The organism is Cupriavidus sp. D39, assembly GCF_026627925.1.
In the GTDB taxonomy this organism is placed as follows: domain Bacteria; phylum Pseudomonadota; class Gammaproteobacteria; order Burkholderiales; family Burkholderiaceae; genus Cupriavidus; species Cupriavidus ulmosensis.
On sequence record NZ_JAPNLE010000009.1, the window covers coordinates 837710 to 852967 of the forward strand.

17 protein-coding genes and 2 pseudogenes are annotated in these 15258 nt (G+C 63.1%); 6 read left to right on the forward strand and 13 right to left on the reverse strand.

Going from position 1 to position 15258, the window contains the following annotated elements; translation table 11 throughout:
• Positions 1-190 precede the first annotated feature (190 nt).
• The gene (locus OMK73_RS15615) at positions 191-472 is read left to right on the forward strand and encodes a hypothetical protein (protein WP_267602841.1); all 282 of its coding nucleotides are present in this window, start codon (positions 191-193) and stop codon (positions 470-472) included.
• 62 nt (positions 473-534) lie between these two features.
• Positions 535-768: a hypothetical protein gene (locus tag OMK73_RS15620; protein ID WP_267602842.1), complete on the forward strand. Its 234-nt coding sequence runs from the start codon at positions 535-537 to the stop codon at positions 766-768.
• A 160-nt stretch (positions 769-928) separates the two neighbouring features.
• On the opposite strand, the pseudogene OMK73_RS15625 reads toward OMK73_RS15620, so the two are convergent.
• Positions 929-1204 (reverse strand): annotated as a pseudogene (locus OMK73_RS15625) (IS21 family transposase); the annotation flags it as partial.
• 441 nt (positions 1205-1645) lie between these two features.
• Here OMK73_RS15625 and OMK73_RS15630 point away from each other — a divergent pair.
• Entirely contained in the window at positions 1646-1795 is a 150-nt protein-coding gene (locus tag OMK73_RS15630) for a hypothetical protein (protein WP_267602843.1), read from the forward strand.
• Between the two features lie 161 nt (positions 1796-1956).
• Here OMK73_RS15630 and OMK73_RS15635 read toward each other — a convergent pair whose 3' ends face one another.
• The 12 genes and pseudogenes from OMK73_RS15635 to OMK73_RS15695 all read right to left on the reverse strand — a co-directional run bounded on the left by OMK73_RS15635 (position 1957) and on the right by OMK73_RS15695 (position 12717).
• On the reverse strand, positions 1957-2235 hold the full coding sequence (locus OMK73_RS15635) for a hypothetical protein (RefSeq protein ID WP_267602844.1): 279 nt from the start codon (positions 2233-2235) through the stop codon (positions 1957-1959).
• 157 nt (positions 2236-2392) lie between these two features.
• Positions 2393-3124 carry a hypothetical protein gene (locus OMK73_RS15640; protein ID WP_267602846.1) on the reverse strand — a complete coding sequence of 244 codons (732 nt, stop codon included), beginning with the start codon at positions 3122-3124 and terminating at the stop codon, positions 2393-2395.
• Positions 3125-3310: 186 nt separating this feature from the next.
• Positions 3311-3877 carry a hypothetical protein gene (locus OMK73_RS15645; protein WP_267602847.1) on the reverse strand — a complete coding sequence of 189 codons (567 nt, stop codon included), beginning with the start codon at positions 3875-3877 and terminating at the stop codon, positions 3311-3313.
• Positions 3878-4740: 863 nt separating this feature from the next.
• A complete protein-coding gene (locus OMK73_RS15650; protein WP_324291735.1) occupies positions 4741-5004 on the reverse strand; it encodes a hypothetical protein in 264 nt (87 codons plus the stop codon).
• Between the two features lie 57 nt (positions 5005-5061).
• A complete protein-coding gene (locus tag OMK73_RS15655; RefSeq protein WP_267602827.1) occupies positions 5062-5325 on the reverse strand; it encodes a hypothetical protein in 264 nt (87 codons plus the stop codon).
• 56 nt (positions 5326-5381) lie between these two features.
• Positions 5382-5645 (reverse strand): hypothetical protein, encoded by a 264-nt coding sequence (locus OMK73_RS15660; RefSeq protein ID WP_267602838.1) that lies wholly within the window; start codon positions 5643-5645, stop codon positions 5382-5384.
• A 57-nt stretch (positions 5646-5702) separates the two neighbouring features.
• The gene (locus tag OMK73_RS15665; protein ID WP_267602837.1) at positions 5703-5966 is read right to left on the reverse strand and encodes a hypothetical protein; all 264 of its coding nucleotides are present in this window, start codon (positions 5964-5966) and stop codon (positions 5703-5705) included.
• 727 nt (positions 5967-6693) lie between these two features.
• A complete protein-coding gene (locus OMK73_RS15675; RefSeq protein WP_267602848.1) occupies positions 6694-6939 on the reverse strand; it encodes a hypothetical protein in 246 nt (81 codons plus the stop codon).
• Positions 6909-7136 (reverse strand): hypothetical protein, encoded by a 228-nt coding sequence (locus OMK73_RS15680; RefSeq protein WP_267602850.1) that lies wholly within the window; start codon positions 7134-7136, stop codon positions 6909-6911. The genes OMK73_RS15675 and OMK73_RS15680 overlap by 31 nt, the downstream gene beginning before the upstream one ends.
• 361 nt (positions 7137-7497) lie before the next feature.
• Positions 7498-10905: an adenylate/guanylate cyclase domain-containing protein gene (locus tag OMK73_RS15685; protein WP_267606394.1), complete on the reverse strand. Its 3408-nt coding sequence runs from the start codon at positions 10903-10905 to the stop codon at positions 7498-7500.
• Positions 10906-11092: 187 nt separating this feature from the next.
• A complete protein-coding gene (locus OMK73_RS15690) occupies positions 11093-11401 on the reverse strand; it encodes an H-NS family nucleoid-associated regulatory protein (RefSeq protein WP_420715540.1) in 309 nt (102 codons plus the stop codon).
• Between the two features lie 256 nt (positions 11402-11657).
• Positions 11658-12717: pseudogene (locus OMK73_RS15695) on the reverse strand (DNA-binding protein).
• A gap of 152 nt (positions 12718-12869) precedes the next feature.
• On the opposite strand from OMK73_RS15695, the gene OMK73_RS15700 reads away from it, so the two are divergent.
• The 3 genes from OMK73_RS15700 to OMK73_RS15710 all read left to right on the forward strand — a co-directional run bounded on the left by OMK73_RS15700 (position 12870) and on the right by OMK73_RS15710 (position 15253).
• Positions 12870-14090, forward strand: coding sequence for a tyrosine-type recombinase/integrase (locus OMK73_RS15700; RefSeq protein ID WP_267602852.1), 1221 nt, complete (start codon positions 12870-12872; stop codon positions 14088-14090).
• Positions 14091-14207: 117 nt separating this feature from the next.
• Entirely contained in the window at positions 14208-14693 is a 486-nt protein-coding gene (locus tag OMK73_RS15705; protein WP_267602854.1) for a ProQ/FinO family protein, read from the forward strand.
• 413 nt (positions 14694-15106) lie between these two features.
• Complete coding sequence (locus OMK73_RS15710; protein ID WP_267602855.1) at positions 15107-15253, forward strand: hypothetical protein; 147 nt, start codon at positions 15107-15109, stop codon at positions 15251-15253.
• The last annotated feature ends 5 nt before the right edge of the window (positions 15254-15258 follow it).

Here is a 15258-nt window from a genome sequence, read left to right on the forward strand (position 1 = left end):
GTCGCCTTGAGCAGACCCGTTCGCGGGCCTACAAGAAGAACGACTAGGCCTGGGTTGAGCAGAAGAACGGCGCCGCGGTGCGGCGGTTGGTCGGCTTTGGGCGCCTGAGCGGCGCCGATGCCACGAGCGCCCTGGCGCATTGTATGCGTCATCGCGGCTGTACATCAACTTCTTCCAACCTTCGTTCAAGTTGAAGTCGAAGACGCGCGACGGCGCGCGTGTGCACAAGGTCTACTTCGCACCAGCGACGCCATGCGATCGGCTTCTGGCCCACGGTAGCGTTGAGCCTTCGATCAAAGAGAAACTGACAGCGCAGTTTAAAAGCCTGGATCCTGTGCGGCTGCTGCAAGTGATCCGGCTTGCTCAGCAGACGTTGAGCGACATCGCGGCCCACGGCGTGCGTACCGAAGCGGCGCCAGCGGGCGAATCAGACGTTGCCGTCTTCTCGCGAGCCTGTCTTCGGCGTGGATAGACAGGGAGGCGCGTCCAACGCATCGCAAGCGGCCCACCGCAAAGCACTGGTGGAGGAGTCGGGTGGATCCGTTCGCCGACGCGTGGCCGCTTGTCGAAGGGTGGTTGGTTGCCGAGCCCTCTGCGTCGGCCACCGAATTGATGGATCGGTTGGTCGCGATGGTTCCGGACGCGTATGCCAGCAAGGCACAACTGCGGACGTTGCAGCGCCGAGTCAAGGCGTGGCGCGTCGAGCGCGCGAAAGAAATGGTCCTGGGCAGCCTGCGCAAGTCCGCCGTCATGCCGACTGAAGTGTAGAAACCGTCGCGAAAAATCTGGAGGTCGAGGGGCCGGGCGCTTCGCGCCCGGCAAGCCATGAAAAAGAGATGAAGAAGAAGGCAAAACGACAACAAATCGTCGGGTAACATTCCTTCGTGAGGCAACACGACCGGACATCCTGCTTGACGCTATCCACCTGGATGCCGGCCGCGTGCCACTGCACGATCTGTTCGCGCCAGGCTTTCAGCGGCGACACGCAACTGGGCGGCAACGGTGCCGCCATGCTGTCGCGGCTGAAGACCTCGGCCAGGTCAGCGTCGGTGGGCAACGGCGTGTCGGGAGCTAGCCAGCCCCGGTTGATCGCGGTCTCTCGGACCAGGGCCAGCTTGCGCCGACCCATCGTCTTGGATCGGGCGATGTCCCGGTCAGAATCGCCCTGGCGCATCCGCACCAGGACCTGTCGGTAATGAAACATCTCGAACCTTCTGTTCATGCTCCCTTCCGGTTAAAAGCCGGAAGGGTAGCGGTCAATGAAAGTTCGAGCCCAGGCCAGGCGGTCGCTCCATTGCGGCGGCGATCTGCTGGCGCCTTTATGCCGAAGATTCGCCGGCGCCATTACGCCGGTGAATCCCTGGCACCATTACGCCGAAGATCTGGTGGCGCCTTTACGCCGGCGACGGATTGGCTCCATCATGCCGGCGATTCACAGATGCAGGGGCAACGCAGACGGGTTGAGGAAGCGTCAGTGTGCCGGCTGGTTGGTGCTCGAATGGGCGGGCAACGTGCTGTGTGAGGAAATGGGCGCGAGCGTCTTCCGTCGACGGCGGTGTGTGCGGAGCTGACGGTGGGGATGGAGATCGCGTGGCGCGGGTGTTCATGATGGAAGTGGCGCGATGGGCGGCGCGCGGATCGGGGAGTGGCGCTCGAGAATCTCGACGATGATCATCGGCGCGCCACAGTGATGGCCGATGTAGGTGGAACGGACAACGGCATCGGTGCGGTCGGCTGGTGTGTCGAGCGTAGGTACGATGTTGAGCAGGTGTTCTCCGCCGCATCCCTGTCCTGATTTTTTCCAAGAGTTTCGTCAGTTCCTGATGGAGCAGCACGTCGCACAGCACGTCACGCATCTCCAGGACGTGGCAGGTAAAGGCTGCGACCCAGTAAAGGCCTGCAGCAGCTACGAGGCTCCGGCGCATGCGTCTATGAGGCATTCTTGGCTGCTTGCGCTCATTCGGAGAAGCCGATTGCAGCTTGTACTACAGCAAGCCGATCCTCGAGCAGCGGCCCCAGCTTGCCAATCGGATGACGTCGGCCTTGCTGCAGGAGACTTGCGAACGCTTCATTGGAAGCGCCAAGACATCTGTTAGGATAGCCGGCGAGGCCTATCGCATTTTGATGGCGGTCCCAGGGCAGTTCCAGAGTCTGGTCGTCAAATTCAAGGTTAGATGACCGGCCGCTTACGATCATTCCGCCGACGGATACCGACTTGAAGCCGGCATACTGCATTGCCGTCGAACAGAACAATCTCGCTCGATCAACTCGGGGACACCGAACAAATGAAAGCGATCACAGGCGTCGATGGGTGCGGACTCGGAACCGAGTTTGGCGTTCCGAGACTTCATGCCCTATTCGCCAACTGAAACGTCGCATGGGATTCAATAAATCACTTTCCCTCCGCATCTTCCTCCTTGACAACCACAACCGTAAAGATGCCTTTGTCTTGGTAACCCTGATCTTGAAGATAAAAATCTCCCAGGTCCGTGCGAATCGGCACTGCCGGAGGCGACGGGCAAATATACGAGTTGATGGGGTAACCTGCCGCGCACGCAGAGACGTATCCTGTCAGAAGTGTCGAGTCGGTCAGGCTCGTGGGCAGCGCGCTAGAAAAAGAGTAGAGGATCGATTGGTTGGTGTCTGCGAGCGCGGACACAATTTGATCGGCGTGTGAATATTCGGCGTGTTGGGTGTATCCATTCTCGCCGAAGCAATCGGTGATAGCGTAGATTGCGGTCTGACAAGACAGGGCGAGCGGATACGTGGGTCCCGTGGCAAGGGAGCCGAAGCCAACCACGCCATTCGTCGTATCGTAACGGACGTAGATCTGACCAGCGGCTATATGAGCTAAAGACTTTTTGCCGTCTTGGATGAGTGCAACCGTTGCTTCGCCTTGGTCGTTTCGATAAACGACTCCACCCGACTCCGTCTGTATCGTGACATTTCTCGTGTCACCCCTGAATGTCAATACGACTTGGGCCTGCGAAAACGCTTGCGAGCCAAGCTTTCCGTCAGTGACGGCATGGAGCGTGTAGACAACGGGCTCCGCCCGCGCAATTCCACTGACCGCGAGTCCAAACGCGAGCGCGAGCGCGCCTCCATTGGCTAAAAGCGGTTTCATATGCGCCTCCTACAATGAGATATTTACCCCACGTGCGAAGCACCGACGCGCGTCTTCCGACGGGCTAGCGTATCGCCTCGACGGAAAAGATGCCGGTGTTGAGGGATCCACTGTCGGAACCCTGTGTACCATCCGAACGGAAATCCTGATATGGCTGATAAATGATGAAGTCCCCGCGGTCCGTCTTCAACGGGAAAGCCGCCGGATCTGAGCAACGCCCGCCAGCATTAAGAAATGGGGGAAACCGATACACGACCATGCGTGCCCGGTATATGCTCGGGGCGAGATAAGGTCCCGCGCGTTATTCGCGTCATTAATAGAAGTGCCGTCGATCGCGAGGGGATAGGCAGGCTCCAGATGGTGATCGGCGCCAACATAAGAACTGAATCCGCCACCACCATTGGACGTATCGAGCGAAACCAGCAACTGATGCGGCTTGAATTCCGCTCTTATGTTGCGCCCGCCGGTGATGATCAAAAGAGTTGACCGGCCTTTTGTGATCTTGTAACCGGTCACTCCATCTACCGGCGGATCCAGTTTCTTAATATCAATTGTATCGCCTACGAATTTCAGATGGACCTGGGCATTATGATAGAAATGCCCGTCAAGGCTGACATCGGTAACGGCGAACATCGTATATGTTACCGGCGCTGCGACGGCGTTTATGCTAACCCCTACACACGCGAATACCGCGACCGCAGAAAAAAGTAAACGCAGGAGATTAACTAGACCGGCAATTTTCTGGCACATCATGGCTTCACCCCTCCGAATTGATCTGCTTAATAGCGGCGCCGCGGCAACCGCGCACACTGCAATGGACAAGCGTTGTCGATCGCTCACGTCACAACGGACGTCGGCGGGGACGCAGGCCCGAAAACAAGGGCGTGAGATGGGGTCTCTGCAGGCCCGTAGTCGGCAGGCCATGAACAGGCGATTGGAATCAGTCATCGCGCGAAGCGGTGACACCCCTAAAACCACAACAACGTTGGCGTTGTGGCGCGTTTAGCTGAAGTGGTTAGCTGGTTGGTTCCCCACTGGCTTTTAAGCGGCGCTCATTGAAGTCGCCTGCCCATAAACGCATTGCTTCAAGATAGACTGCGCGCCTTGCAAATGCAACCTTGCGCGAAGAGGTGCGAGCGTAGTGGGCAACTCGGAACAGACGTGCACCAAGTTTTCCCGCTACGGGGTCGGCAGCCAATCCAATTCAAGATAAGCGTCAGGTTTATAGGCGGCACGTCGATGAGGATTGCGACGAGGCGGTCGAGGCTTGGCGCGATCCGGTCGCACGCGATGGGTACGCCTTGCAATCAGTGCCAGTGTGTCGTTGAGAGCAGTGTTGGCCCAGCGCAGGCCGAGTCCCGCTGAGTTCGCTTTTCGACCGCTTCCAATGGACTCTCCTTCCTTGCAAGGGAAAAAGTGTCAACCTTAGTCAGGACGGGTCACGCACCAAAAAAAAGCCCACCGAATAGGGCGGGCTCTTGAATCCAAGTCCAGGGGCAGCAATCCCTCGCTCAAACTTGGAGGAGAACTCAGTGGAAGATAGCGCAAGCGGTATCTTCCACTGTGTACTCAAAGACGCGTGGCCGCCCTCCGCGGAGGGTGGCTCCCACATCCCGTTACAGCGCGGCAACCTGGGTGCCGTTGCCAAAATTCTGCAGGGTGGGGATCTTCAAGTTGAGATGCGAGCTCGCGTCAATCGTGTTCACGATCGGCCCGATCTGAACGCCGATGGTCGGGCTGGCAAAACCGCCGCCGCCGATCAGGTTCTGGAAGTTGCCGCCGACAACAGAGAAGGCGCTACCGCCGCGAACGGCGGACATGGTCTTGCCGTCGAGCTTCTTGTCGAGGGGCAGATCCTTGATCATCAGGGTCGATTGCATGGTAAGTCTCCTAAGGGTTCGGTTGGGGGAGCACCCTCCTGGGGCTCCCCCGTCTCGTTACAGCGCGGCAACCTGGGTGCCGTTGCCAAAATTCTGCAGGGTGGGGATCTTCAAGCTGAGATGCGAGCTCGCGTCAATCGTGTTCACGGTCGGCCCGACCTGAACACCAAAGGTCGGGCTGGCAAAACCGCCGCCGCCGATCACGTTCTGCGAGTTGCCGCCGACAACGGAGAAGGCGCTACCGCCTTGAACGGCGGACATGGTCTTGCCGTCGAGCTTCTTGTCGAGGGGCAGATCCTTGATCATCAGGGTCGATTGCATGGTAAGTCTCCTAAGGGTTCGGTTGGGGGAGCACCCTCCTGGGGCTCCCCGTCTCGTTACAGCGCGGCAACCTGGGTGCCGTTGCCAAAATTCTGCAGGGTGGGGATCTTCAAGCTGAGATGCGAGCTCGCGTCAATCGTGTTCACGGTCGGCCCGACCTGAACACCAAAGGTCGGGCTGGCAAAACCGCCGCCGCCGATCACGTTCTGCGAGTTGCCGCCGACAACGGAGAAGGCGCTACCGCCGCGAACGGCGGACATGGTCTTGCCGTCGAGCTTCTTGTCGAGGGGCAGATCCTTGATCATCAGGGTCGATTGCATGGTAAGTCTCCTAAGGGTTCGGTTGGGGGAGCACCCTCCTGGGGCTCCCCCGTTTCGTTACAGCGCGGCAACCTGGGTGCCGTTGCCAAAATTCTGCAGGGTGGGGATCTTCAAGCTGAGATGCGAGCTCGCGTCAATCGTGTTCACGGTCGGCCCGACCTGAACACCAAAGGTCGGGCTGGCAAAACCGCCGCCGCCGACCACGTTCTGCGAGTTGCCGCCGACAACGGAGAAGGCGCTACCGCCGCGAACGGCGGACATGGTCTTGCCGTCGAGCTTCTTGTCGAGGGGCAGATCCTTGATCATCAGGGTCGATTGCATGGTAAGTCTCCTAAGGGTTCGGTTGGGGGAGCACCTTGTTGCGCTCGAAGGGTATAGAGCATAGGGCGTGCCACCCCAGGAGAGATGCCGCAAAAAAAACATAAGTACTTGAAAAATATCAGTTTTATTTAGAATCCTCGTGTTTCAGATTCCCGATGACAAGGGTCTGCGAGGTAAGGTGTTGGGCCCTGGCCAACTCATTTCATGACCACTGTTTGGCAAAACAAACACACGTCAATCTCCCCCGTGCATTCTCAAGAGGAGGGGTCTGAAAGCATGCGATTCGAGGCTCCCGGTCGCGCCGACATGTGTTGCCCCCTTCCAACAACTCGGCCCACACAAAAAGGAAGTTACTCGTGGCGGTGGATGGTTTAGCTGGACAGCCATGGCGCCGCGGCCGTCCCAGCCCTGCCCGTGCGCGTTGCGATAGCGCACAGCGCCAGGCAATAGCGCCGGCGGCGGCTCGGTAAAGCAGCCTGCGGCCTGCAGGTCGGCCAGGGTCAGCCCGTGCTGGTCCATCTGGATGCCGTCTGGTGGGAGCGTTGGATTTCAGGGTTGTTCTAGGCGATGGCTGCGGTGGGAATCATTGCCGGCGGGAAGACGTGACCGCCCTCGTTGCTTAAATTTTAGTCAAATCTGCTGACGGCACTCGGCCCCGCGCGGCTTGTCCACAGGCTTGTCCCCTCGTGCGGTGGATAAATTCCATCCGACACCTCCGGCGTCCCCCTCAGGCCGGCCCGGGCTTGAACTTGGTGCGCGTCACCGGCACCCGGCGCTTGGCACCTACCAGGCGGCGCGTCGCGATGGCTTCCGCATCTGCCCGCTCGGCGCGCCGTACTGCCGTTTGCAGTTCCGCCCGCAGATCGTCTTGCGCCACCTGCCCTCGCTCGAGCGCCTGCTCTGTCTCCGCCAGTTGCCGGCTGAGCGTATCGCGCTCGGCCATCAGCCGCGCCCGCGCCTCCGCGGCGGCCACGGCGGCGTCTTGCGCCCTCGCCTGCACCGCCGCGAGCTCAGCGCGCAGGTCCGCGAGCGCCTGCTCGCCCTCTGGCGCAGCGTGCGCTCCTGGTCGATCTCGCGCAGCGCGCGGCGCTCGGTGGCCCCGGCCCGTTCCTGCGCCACCGCCACCTGCTCGCGGGTGCGCTCCAGGTCCGTCGAGAATTGGGTACGCAACTCACCGAGCTGCCGCTCGAGCGCCTCGACCTGGCGTGCTGCCTCCTCGACGAAAGCATCCAGCGGTGTCTGAACGCGCTGGAGACCGCCGATCGCACGCAACCTGCCGAGCTGGAGGCGAAGACGAGTCGATTGCCAGCTTGCTCAGCGTCACCGGCCTGCGCATCACCGAAGCGCTGAACCTCGACGCTCCTGGGCGGCTATGGGTGGGTGATGCCCCTATCTCCGGGAGCCGTTGGTGGATTTCCTGTAGCCATAGACCGACGTGGTCACGTCGGCTGCTGTTCTGAGCGGAGGTTTGCTCCTGGCAGCAAGCCGCCGAAGTGCATATGCGATGGACCACCGTCAGGCAACCATCCAGTTATCCTAACGTGTCCAGCAGATTCCTTGCCTGCTGCCAGTCAGCGGTGTCGAACCCTTCCACAAAGGCTCCATGGACCCCGGCCAGCATCTGCCGTGCCTCTTCCGTCTTTCCCTGAAGTTGCCATAGCCGCGCGAGGCTCACCGCGGCACGCAGCTCAAGCGATTTCGCACTTTGCTGCCTGGCAATCGTGATTGCCCGATGAAAACACGCTTCCGCTGATTCGCGCTCGGAGGACAGGTCGGGCTGCACCTTCGAACGTTGGAGGAGCAGTTCTCCCTTGAGCCGATGCAACTCCGCTTCATAGTTGCGCTCCCTAGTGATGTCCACGGTGGCGAACGAGTCGGCTAGGACGTCCAGTCCCGCCTGGGCTTGGCCCGCGTTCGTATAGGATTGGGCCAACAGGGCCAGGTAATAGGGCCGTCCGAACTCGGCGCCGGTGGCCTGGTAAGCGGCGACGCCCTGGCATATCTGAGCGATGCCCTCCTCACGGCTTCCCTGCTCGGCCATTGCCCAACCCCGCAGGATGGTTCCCCATGCCAGCCAGAACGGAAACCCTTGTTCGACCGAAAGCGCGATGGCTGCTTCGGCGTGCTCGCGGGTCAGTTCCACCTCATGCCGGAGCTGATGCAACTGAGCCGCGTAGACTAGGGCTAATGCCATGCTGAAAGGGTGAGAGACCTCACGGGCCAATGCCAGCGCCTCCTGGCTGTGTTTGCTGGCCTGAGTCGGGAAGCCCAGATACCACCGGGCCCATGCCAGGAAGCTGAGTCCGCGGACCCCAGGGTCCTGCCCATAAAGCGCGGCATGGGTGGGATGCTGTTCAGGCCTATAGTAGGCAATCCCCTGCTCCAGGTGCTCCCTGGCGGTGCCGAAATCGCCCATGAAGAGTGCGGCTCCGCCCAGTGCAATATGCGCCTGTCCGAGCCACACCGGATCTTGCGTGTTCTCAGCGAGGCCGAGCAGCGCCTCACCCAGTTGATACGCTGTCACGTGCTGTGCGCGAATCAGGAAAAACATCCGCAATCCCAGCTTCACCTGGAAGAGCTGCGAATTATCTCCACCCTTTTCACACAAAGTCAGCGCCCGCGCATAGTTTGCCTCCACCTCGGACGCGGCATAGCCTCGCGCGGCAATCAGGGCTTGACCAAGGGTGACGCGCAGTGTCAGTTCCAGGTGCGCGCGTTGCGGCGTGTCAGGCAGCCCGGTGAGCAGTCCCAAAGCCTTACTGAGCTGACGGACTGCATCAAGATGGGCCGAACGGTCAACAGCCTGACGCCCGGCGCAGTGCAGGTACTCCACCGCCTTGGGGATGTTGCCGCTGAGACTGTAGTGGTGTGCCAGTTCGCTGCAGCGGTCTTTCAACTGGTGATGGAAGAGAGCCTCGATGGCCCGGCCCGTGCGTTCATGCAGCGCGCCGCGCTGTTCCGAGAGCAGGGAGTTGCCGGCGACTTCCTGGGTCAGGGCGTGCTTGAACGCATACTCCACCTCCGGAAAGGCAGGCTGACTGTAGATGAATTCTCCCGCCTGCAGGCCGGTCAGCAAGGGATAGAGGCGCTCATCCGACTGCCCGGCGACTTGCCGGACCAGGCTCAAGGAAAACTCCTTGCCGATGATCGCCAAAGTCTGCAGCAGTTCCTTTTCCGCCAGCGGCAGCCGGTCCATGCGTGCTGCGAGCACGCCTTGTACCGTGGTCGGAATATGCAGCGCGGCTGGGGTCGTCTCGATGCGGTAATGACCAGGTTCGCCGAGCAGTGCCTTTTCTTCGACCAGGGTCTGGACGACCTCTTCCATGAAAAAGGGATTGCCCTCGGTCTTTTGCAGGATGAGATGCTTGAGGGGCCCGAGCCCGGGGGCATCGCCCAACAACGCAGTGAGCAGGCCTTGCGCCTCGGCTGGGCCAAGGGGATCGAGCCGCATTTCGGTGGCATTATCCTTTTCTCTCCATGCGGACTGATACTCTGGCCGGTAGTTCAGGAGCAGGAGGATCCGGGCATCCGCCACGCGTTCGATGAGGAAGGCGAGGAACGCTTCAGTCTCGCCATCCAGCCATTGCAGGTCCTCGAACAGGACCTCCACGGGCTGATTGCGGCTCTCGTGCACCAGCAGGCGTGTGATGGCATCGAACGTGCGCTCGCGCCGAAGGCTGGCGCCCATGTCCACCAGCGTCGCGCCGACATCGCTGATGCCCAGAAGATGGAGCAGGTAGGGCAGGTGGTCTTCCAGGCTGCGGTCCAACGTGAGCACCTTACCTGCGATCTTTTCGCGGCAATGCCGCTCGTCGTCCTGGGCAGTGATCTGAAAATAGTTCCGCAAGAGTTCGATGAGCGGCAAGTAGGCAAAGGCCTTGCCGTGCGATACCGAGAAGGTCTCCAGCACCAGGCAACCGCGCGGCGCGCGCGCCTTGAACTCGTGAAACAGCCGCGACTTGCCGACCCCGGCCTCCCCCACCACCGCGACGATCTGCCCGTGTCCGGCCGTGGACTGCTCCAGTGCGCGGTGGAGCGCCTCCAGCTCGGCCTCGCGGCCCACGAAGCGAGCCAGCCCGCGATGTGCTGCCACTTGCAAGCGCGTGCGCAGCGCGCCGAGCCCGAGCAGCTGATAGACCGCGAGCGGCTTGGGGATGCCCTTGACCTGCGCGATTCCCAGCGCCTTGAACTCGAAATAGCCCTCCGCGAGCTTGTGGGTGGATTCGCTCACGAGGATGGAAGAGAGCGCCGCCATGGTCTCCATCCGCGAGGCAATGTGGATCGTGTGCCCCACTGGGTCATAGTCGGTGTGCAGGTCGTCCTTACGGATTGAGCGCACGACCACCTCGCCCGTGTGGATGCCTACCCTGATCTGCAGGGAAATGCCTTGCTCCAGCCGAAGCCTGTCACTGTGACGCTGCATCGCTTCCTGCATGCGCAGCGCGGCGTACAAGGCGCGCTGGGGGTGGTCCTCATGGGCGATGGGCGCGCCGAACAGCGCCAGGATCCCGTCGCCCAACGACTTGGCCACATAGCCCTCGTAGTAATGCACGGCCTCCATCATCAGTTCGATGACCGGCGTGATCAGGCGGTGAGCGTCTTCCGGGTCGCGGTCGTGGATCAGGGCGGTTGAGCCCGCCATATCGGCGAACAGGGCGGTGATGGTCTTGCGTTCGCCGGCGCTTTCGCCACGGGCTTCCAGGGCCGCCTGCTCGGCCCGGATGCGTTCGGCGAGGTGCGATGGGGTGTAATGAACGGGAGCGGCGGATGATGCCTCCAGCAACTCGCTGACGGGTGCGCCGCATGCGCTGCAGAAGCGCGCCGTCGGGCTCAGTTCTTCGCCGCAACGCGCACAGATTAGCGCCAGCCTGGCGCCGCATTGCTCGCAGAATTTGGCTCCAACGGCATTCTCGAACCCGCAGTTTGCGCAGTGCACCATGGGAGCCTCCTCCGGGACTTCCTGCAGCGAATTAGACACCCCGATGCCTTTCGTCGCAAGACCAGTGCTGTCATGCCACGCGACCGAACTTGGCAATTCGTATGCAACACATTCCGGCTGGGAAACGCCGGTATCGACTGATACCGAGGGATGGTCGGGATTCGTCAAAAATCCGCCGCACCTCCGGCTAACCGTTTGATTTCAAATCGGAACTCCCCTTCACGGCGGGCCCCGTGACTCCCGCGACGGGCACGCGGAAATGTTCCACCGTTTGCCCGGCGTGGATCGCGCGCTGCAGCCAGTCCGGCATGGCGCCGCGGCCGTCCCAGCCCTGCCCGTGCGCGTTGCGATAGCGCACCGCCCCAGGCAACGTCGCCGGTGGCGGCTCGGCAAAACAGCCGGCGGCCTGCAGGTGGGCCAGGGTCAGGCCGTGCTGGGCCATCTGGATGCGGATCCAGGTAATCGCTTCGGCGCGCTCGATTTCGATCGACATCATTTTAGGTGCACAGATTTGAGGTAGCTGCGGAGCAGGATCCTGCATTGTCGTCTCGAAGACCGTTGGGCCTCCACATTGTGCCGGCGGCTCGCTGGTGTAAAGCCACCCGCCCGCATGGGGATTGGGAATCACGTGCCCACCCCTGCTCAAAAATGCATCAGGCCCGAGGGGCCCGCCGGGCATCTGGTCCTCGCGCGGTTTGTCCACAGGCTTATCCCATCTCGCGGTGGACAAATCCTCGTCCTCGGACGCACCGTCAAGCGGGCCCCGGCTTGAACTTCGTCCGCGTCACCGGCACCCGGCGCTTGGCACCTACCAGGCGGCGCGTGGCGGTGGCTTGCGCATCGGCCCGCTCGGCGCGCCGTACCGCCGTTTCCAGTTGCGCCCGCAGCTCGTCTCGGGCCGCCTGCCCTCGCCCGAGCGCCTGCTCTGTCTCCGCCAGTCGCCGGCTGAGCGTGTCGCGCTCAGCCTGCAACCGCGCCCGCGCCTCGGCGCCGGCGACGGCGGCGTCCTGCGCCCTCGCCTGCGCCGCCGCCAGCTCAGCGCGCAATTCCGCGAGCGCCTGCTCGGCCTTCTGGCGCAATGTGCGCTCCTGGTCGATCTCGCGCAGCGCGCGGCGCTCGGTGGCGCTGGCCCGCTCCTGCGCGACGGCCACCTGCTCGCGGGTGCGCTCCAGGTCCATCGAGAATTGGGTACGCAACTCCTGCAACTGCCGCTCGAGCGCCTCGGCCTGACGCACGCCCTCCTCCTGGCGCGCCCGCGCGGCCGCGTGGGCCTGTCGCTCGGCGTCCAGTTCCCCTGTAGCGCCGCCCGCGCTTGCTGGGCAGCGTCGAATTCGGCTTGCACTGCCTTCGTCTCCTGCTCGGCCACCACCACCGCCGCGCGCGCCTGGTCGCGTTGTGCCTCCGCCTCGCTCGCCTGCAGCCGCGCTTCGGCCCGCAAGGCGGCCAGTTCGCCGGTGGCGGCCTCGTTGGCGGCCTGCCAGATCGACTGCACGGCGTCGGCCGCGATTTGCTTGAGCGCCTCCGGCAGCCCGGGGTGGTCGATGGTGACGCGCATCTTGCCGCGCAGGTCCTGCCAGAACTGCGCCAGCACCTCGGTGGGCGTGCCCATGCTGCCCTTGCGCACCAGGCCGTAGAGCTTGTTGGCGGTGGGGGTGATGCCGTACCTAAAAAGAGCAATCCGCAGACCTCGCGGTAGAGCGCGCGGGTCTCGGGGAACTGCGCGCGCAGCGTGGCCACGTCGGCGGCGAGCGTGGCCTGCAGGGCGGCGTCGGGGGCGGCGTCGGACGACGCGGATGCGGGGCTGGCAGTCATGTTTGGGCGGCGGACGAGATTAGTTTCTATAAATATTACTACGTAATACGTTAATTTACTGAGTAAAATTGCAAATCTTTAGACATAAGTGTCATTCTGTCTATTCTGTCTATAATGATGGCTACACTCACGCCATGCCGCCCGCTGCCCCGATGGAAGCCCTCCCCCTGCCCGCCCTGCACGCCCTGCCGGCCACCCCGCTCGAGCGCCTGCGCCTGCCCGCCGAACTCTCCGGCGCCGCCGGCAGCAACCGGGCCCGCGGCGGCACCCCGCAGATCGCGGCCGCCGACGATCTGGCGGCGGTGACGGCCTGGCTGGCCCGCTACGCCGACACCCCCGCCACCCTGCAGACCTATCGGCGCGAGGTGGAGCGGCTGCTGCTGTGGGCCGTGATGCAGCACGGCAAGCCGCTGTCGTCGCTCACCCATGAGGATCTGCTGCGCTACGAGCGCTTCCTGGCCGATCCGCAGCCGGCCTGGCGCTGGGTCATGGCGTCGCGCAAGAAGCTCGCGCGCGGCGCGCCCGCGTGGCGGCCGTTCGCCGGGCCGCTGTCCCCGGTCAGCGCGCGCCACACCCTGGTGATCCTCAATGGCCTGTTCGCCTGGCTGGTCGACGCCGGCTACCTGGCCGGCAACCCGCTCGCGCTGGCCCGCAGCCGGCGCGGCACGGCCAAGCCGCGCATCACGCGCTACCTGAGCCACGACATGTGGCAGGCGGTCAAGGACGCCATCGAGGCCATGCCGGGGACGCTCGAACGTGCGACCGAGCGCGAGCGGCTGCACGCGGCGCGCTGCCGCTGGCTCTTCACGGTGCTGTATCTCGGCGGCCTGCGGGCGGCCGAGGTGGCCGAGACCCGGATGGGCGCCTTCTTCTGCCGGCGCGACAGCCAGGGCCTGGAGCGTTGGTGGCTGGAGGTGACGGGCAAGGGCAACAAGACGCGGCTGGTGCCCGCCACGGACGAACTGATGGTGGAGCTGGCGCGCTATCGCGAGGCCTACGGCCTGCCGCCGATGCCATTGCCCGGCGAGGACCGCCCCATCGTGCTGCCGATCATTGGCAAGGAAAAACCCTTGTCGCGCGGCGCGCTGCACCGGGTGCTCAAGGAGATCTTCGCGCTGGCGGCCGAGCGCCTGCGCGCGCGCGGACCGGATTGGGAAAGCCGGGCCGCGGTGCTGGCCAGCGCCTCGGCACACTGGCTGCGCCATACGGCGGGGTCGCATATGACCGACCAGCAGGTGGACCTGCGCTTTGTCAGGGACAATTTCGGGCATGCGTCCATCTCGACCACCAGCGCCTACCTGCATACGGAAGACGATGCGCGGCACGAAGCTACGCAGGAACGTCACCGGATCGGGTGGAAGCGCGAAGGGTGACACGCGCACACCCTGGCCAGCATGCCTGCTTTGGTCAATGCCCCGCCGCGGCGTGGGCGGCAAGGCGAATTGCGACGGACTGCTACAATCTCCGTTCGTTTTTACTGGCTGGGCACGATGGGCTTCGAACAACTGGCGGCATTGAAGGAACAACTGGCAAAGCAAGCCAAGGCCGCGCCACAGGCCAAGACGCGTCGCGCACCCCCGAAGGCTTTGGCTCGCCCGGCGAAGCCCGTGAATGAGCTCGCTAAGCCCGTCGATCCGGTGCTGCAGGCCATCGCGAAGCTGCAAAAGCGCTTCCCGCAAACCTTTCCGAAGAATCCTGCGCCCAAGGTGCCGCTCAAGATCGGCATCTTTGAGGATCTCGTCCCGCACGTGCAGGAACTTGGCCTGACGGAGTCGGTGTTGCGCGATGCGATCCGCACTTGGTGCCGCGGCACCCGCTACTGGACCTGCCTTGTGGAAGGTGCCGCGCGCGTGGATTTGACGGGGCAGGCGGCGGGACACGTTGCACCGGCCGATGCGACCCGGGCGCAGGGACTGCAAGCACAGCGTGCGGCGCGAGCGCTATCTCGCCCCGCGACCACGCCGAAGCCCAACTGATCTGATCTGTGATGAGGGTGCCGAGCCGTTGGCGCGGGGTTCGTGCGCCGACGAAGCGCCACCACGATAATTGATGACCGCTCGCGGAGCTCCTTGGTTCGATGCAAGGCCGTCGCCGATCAGAGCGTCGGGGCTGGGGTCCGCGTCAGCGGATCTTCTTTGGCCGACTAATGGGTGTCACGTTAGCCGAAGCACGCCCGCAGCCTCGATGAGATGGATCCCCGGGATTCATAAGGCTATGTCTGAATAAACTGTTGAGATCGAGCTCTGCCCAGACTTGTTGCCATAGCGGGCTCCTGCTGGGTTACAGGATGGCCTGTGTAATGTAGGACGGCGGCGGATAACGCCTGCGGGGCGCGATTGCGGCAGGGCTGGCGGTCAGCGATCGCGTGGCACGCGGCGTGGCCGTCGTCATGGCAACCGGCGCATGGTACACGCCCGACGCCGATGGCGTGGATCCCGGGGCAGCCAATACCCTGACGCTCGATATCGGCACGTCGGATCTGACGCAAGGACGGAATGCGATGAGCTGCCTGGTCGAGGTGTCGCGCGAGCCGTAGCGGGC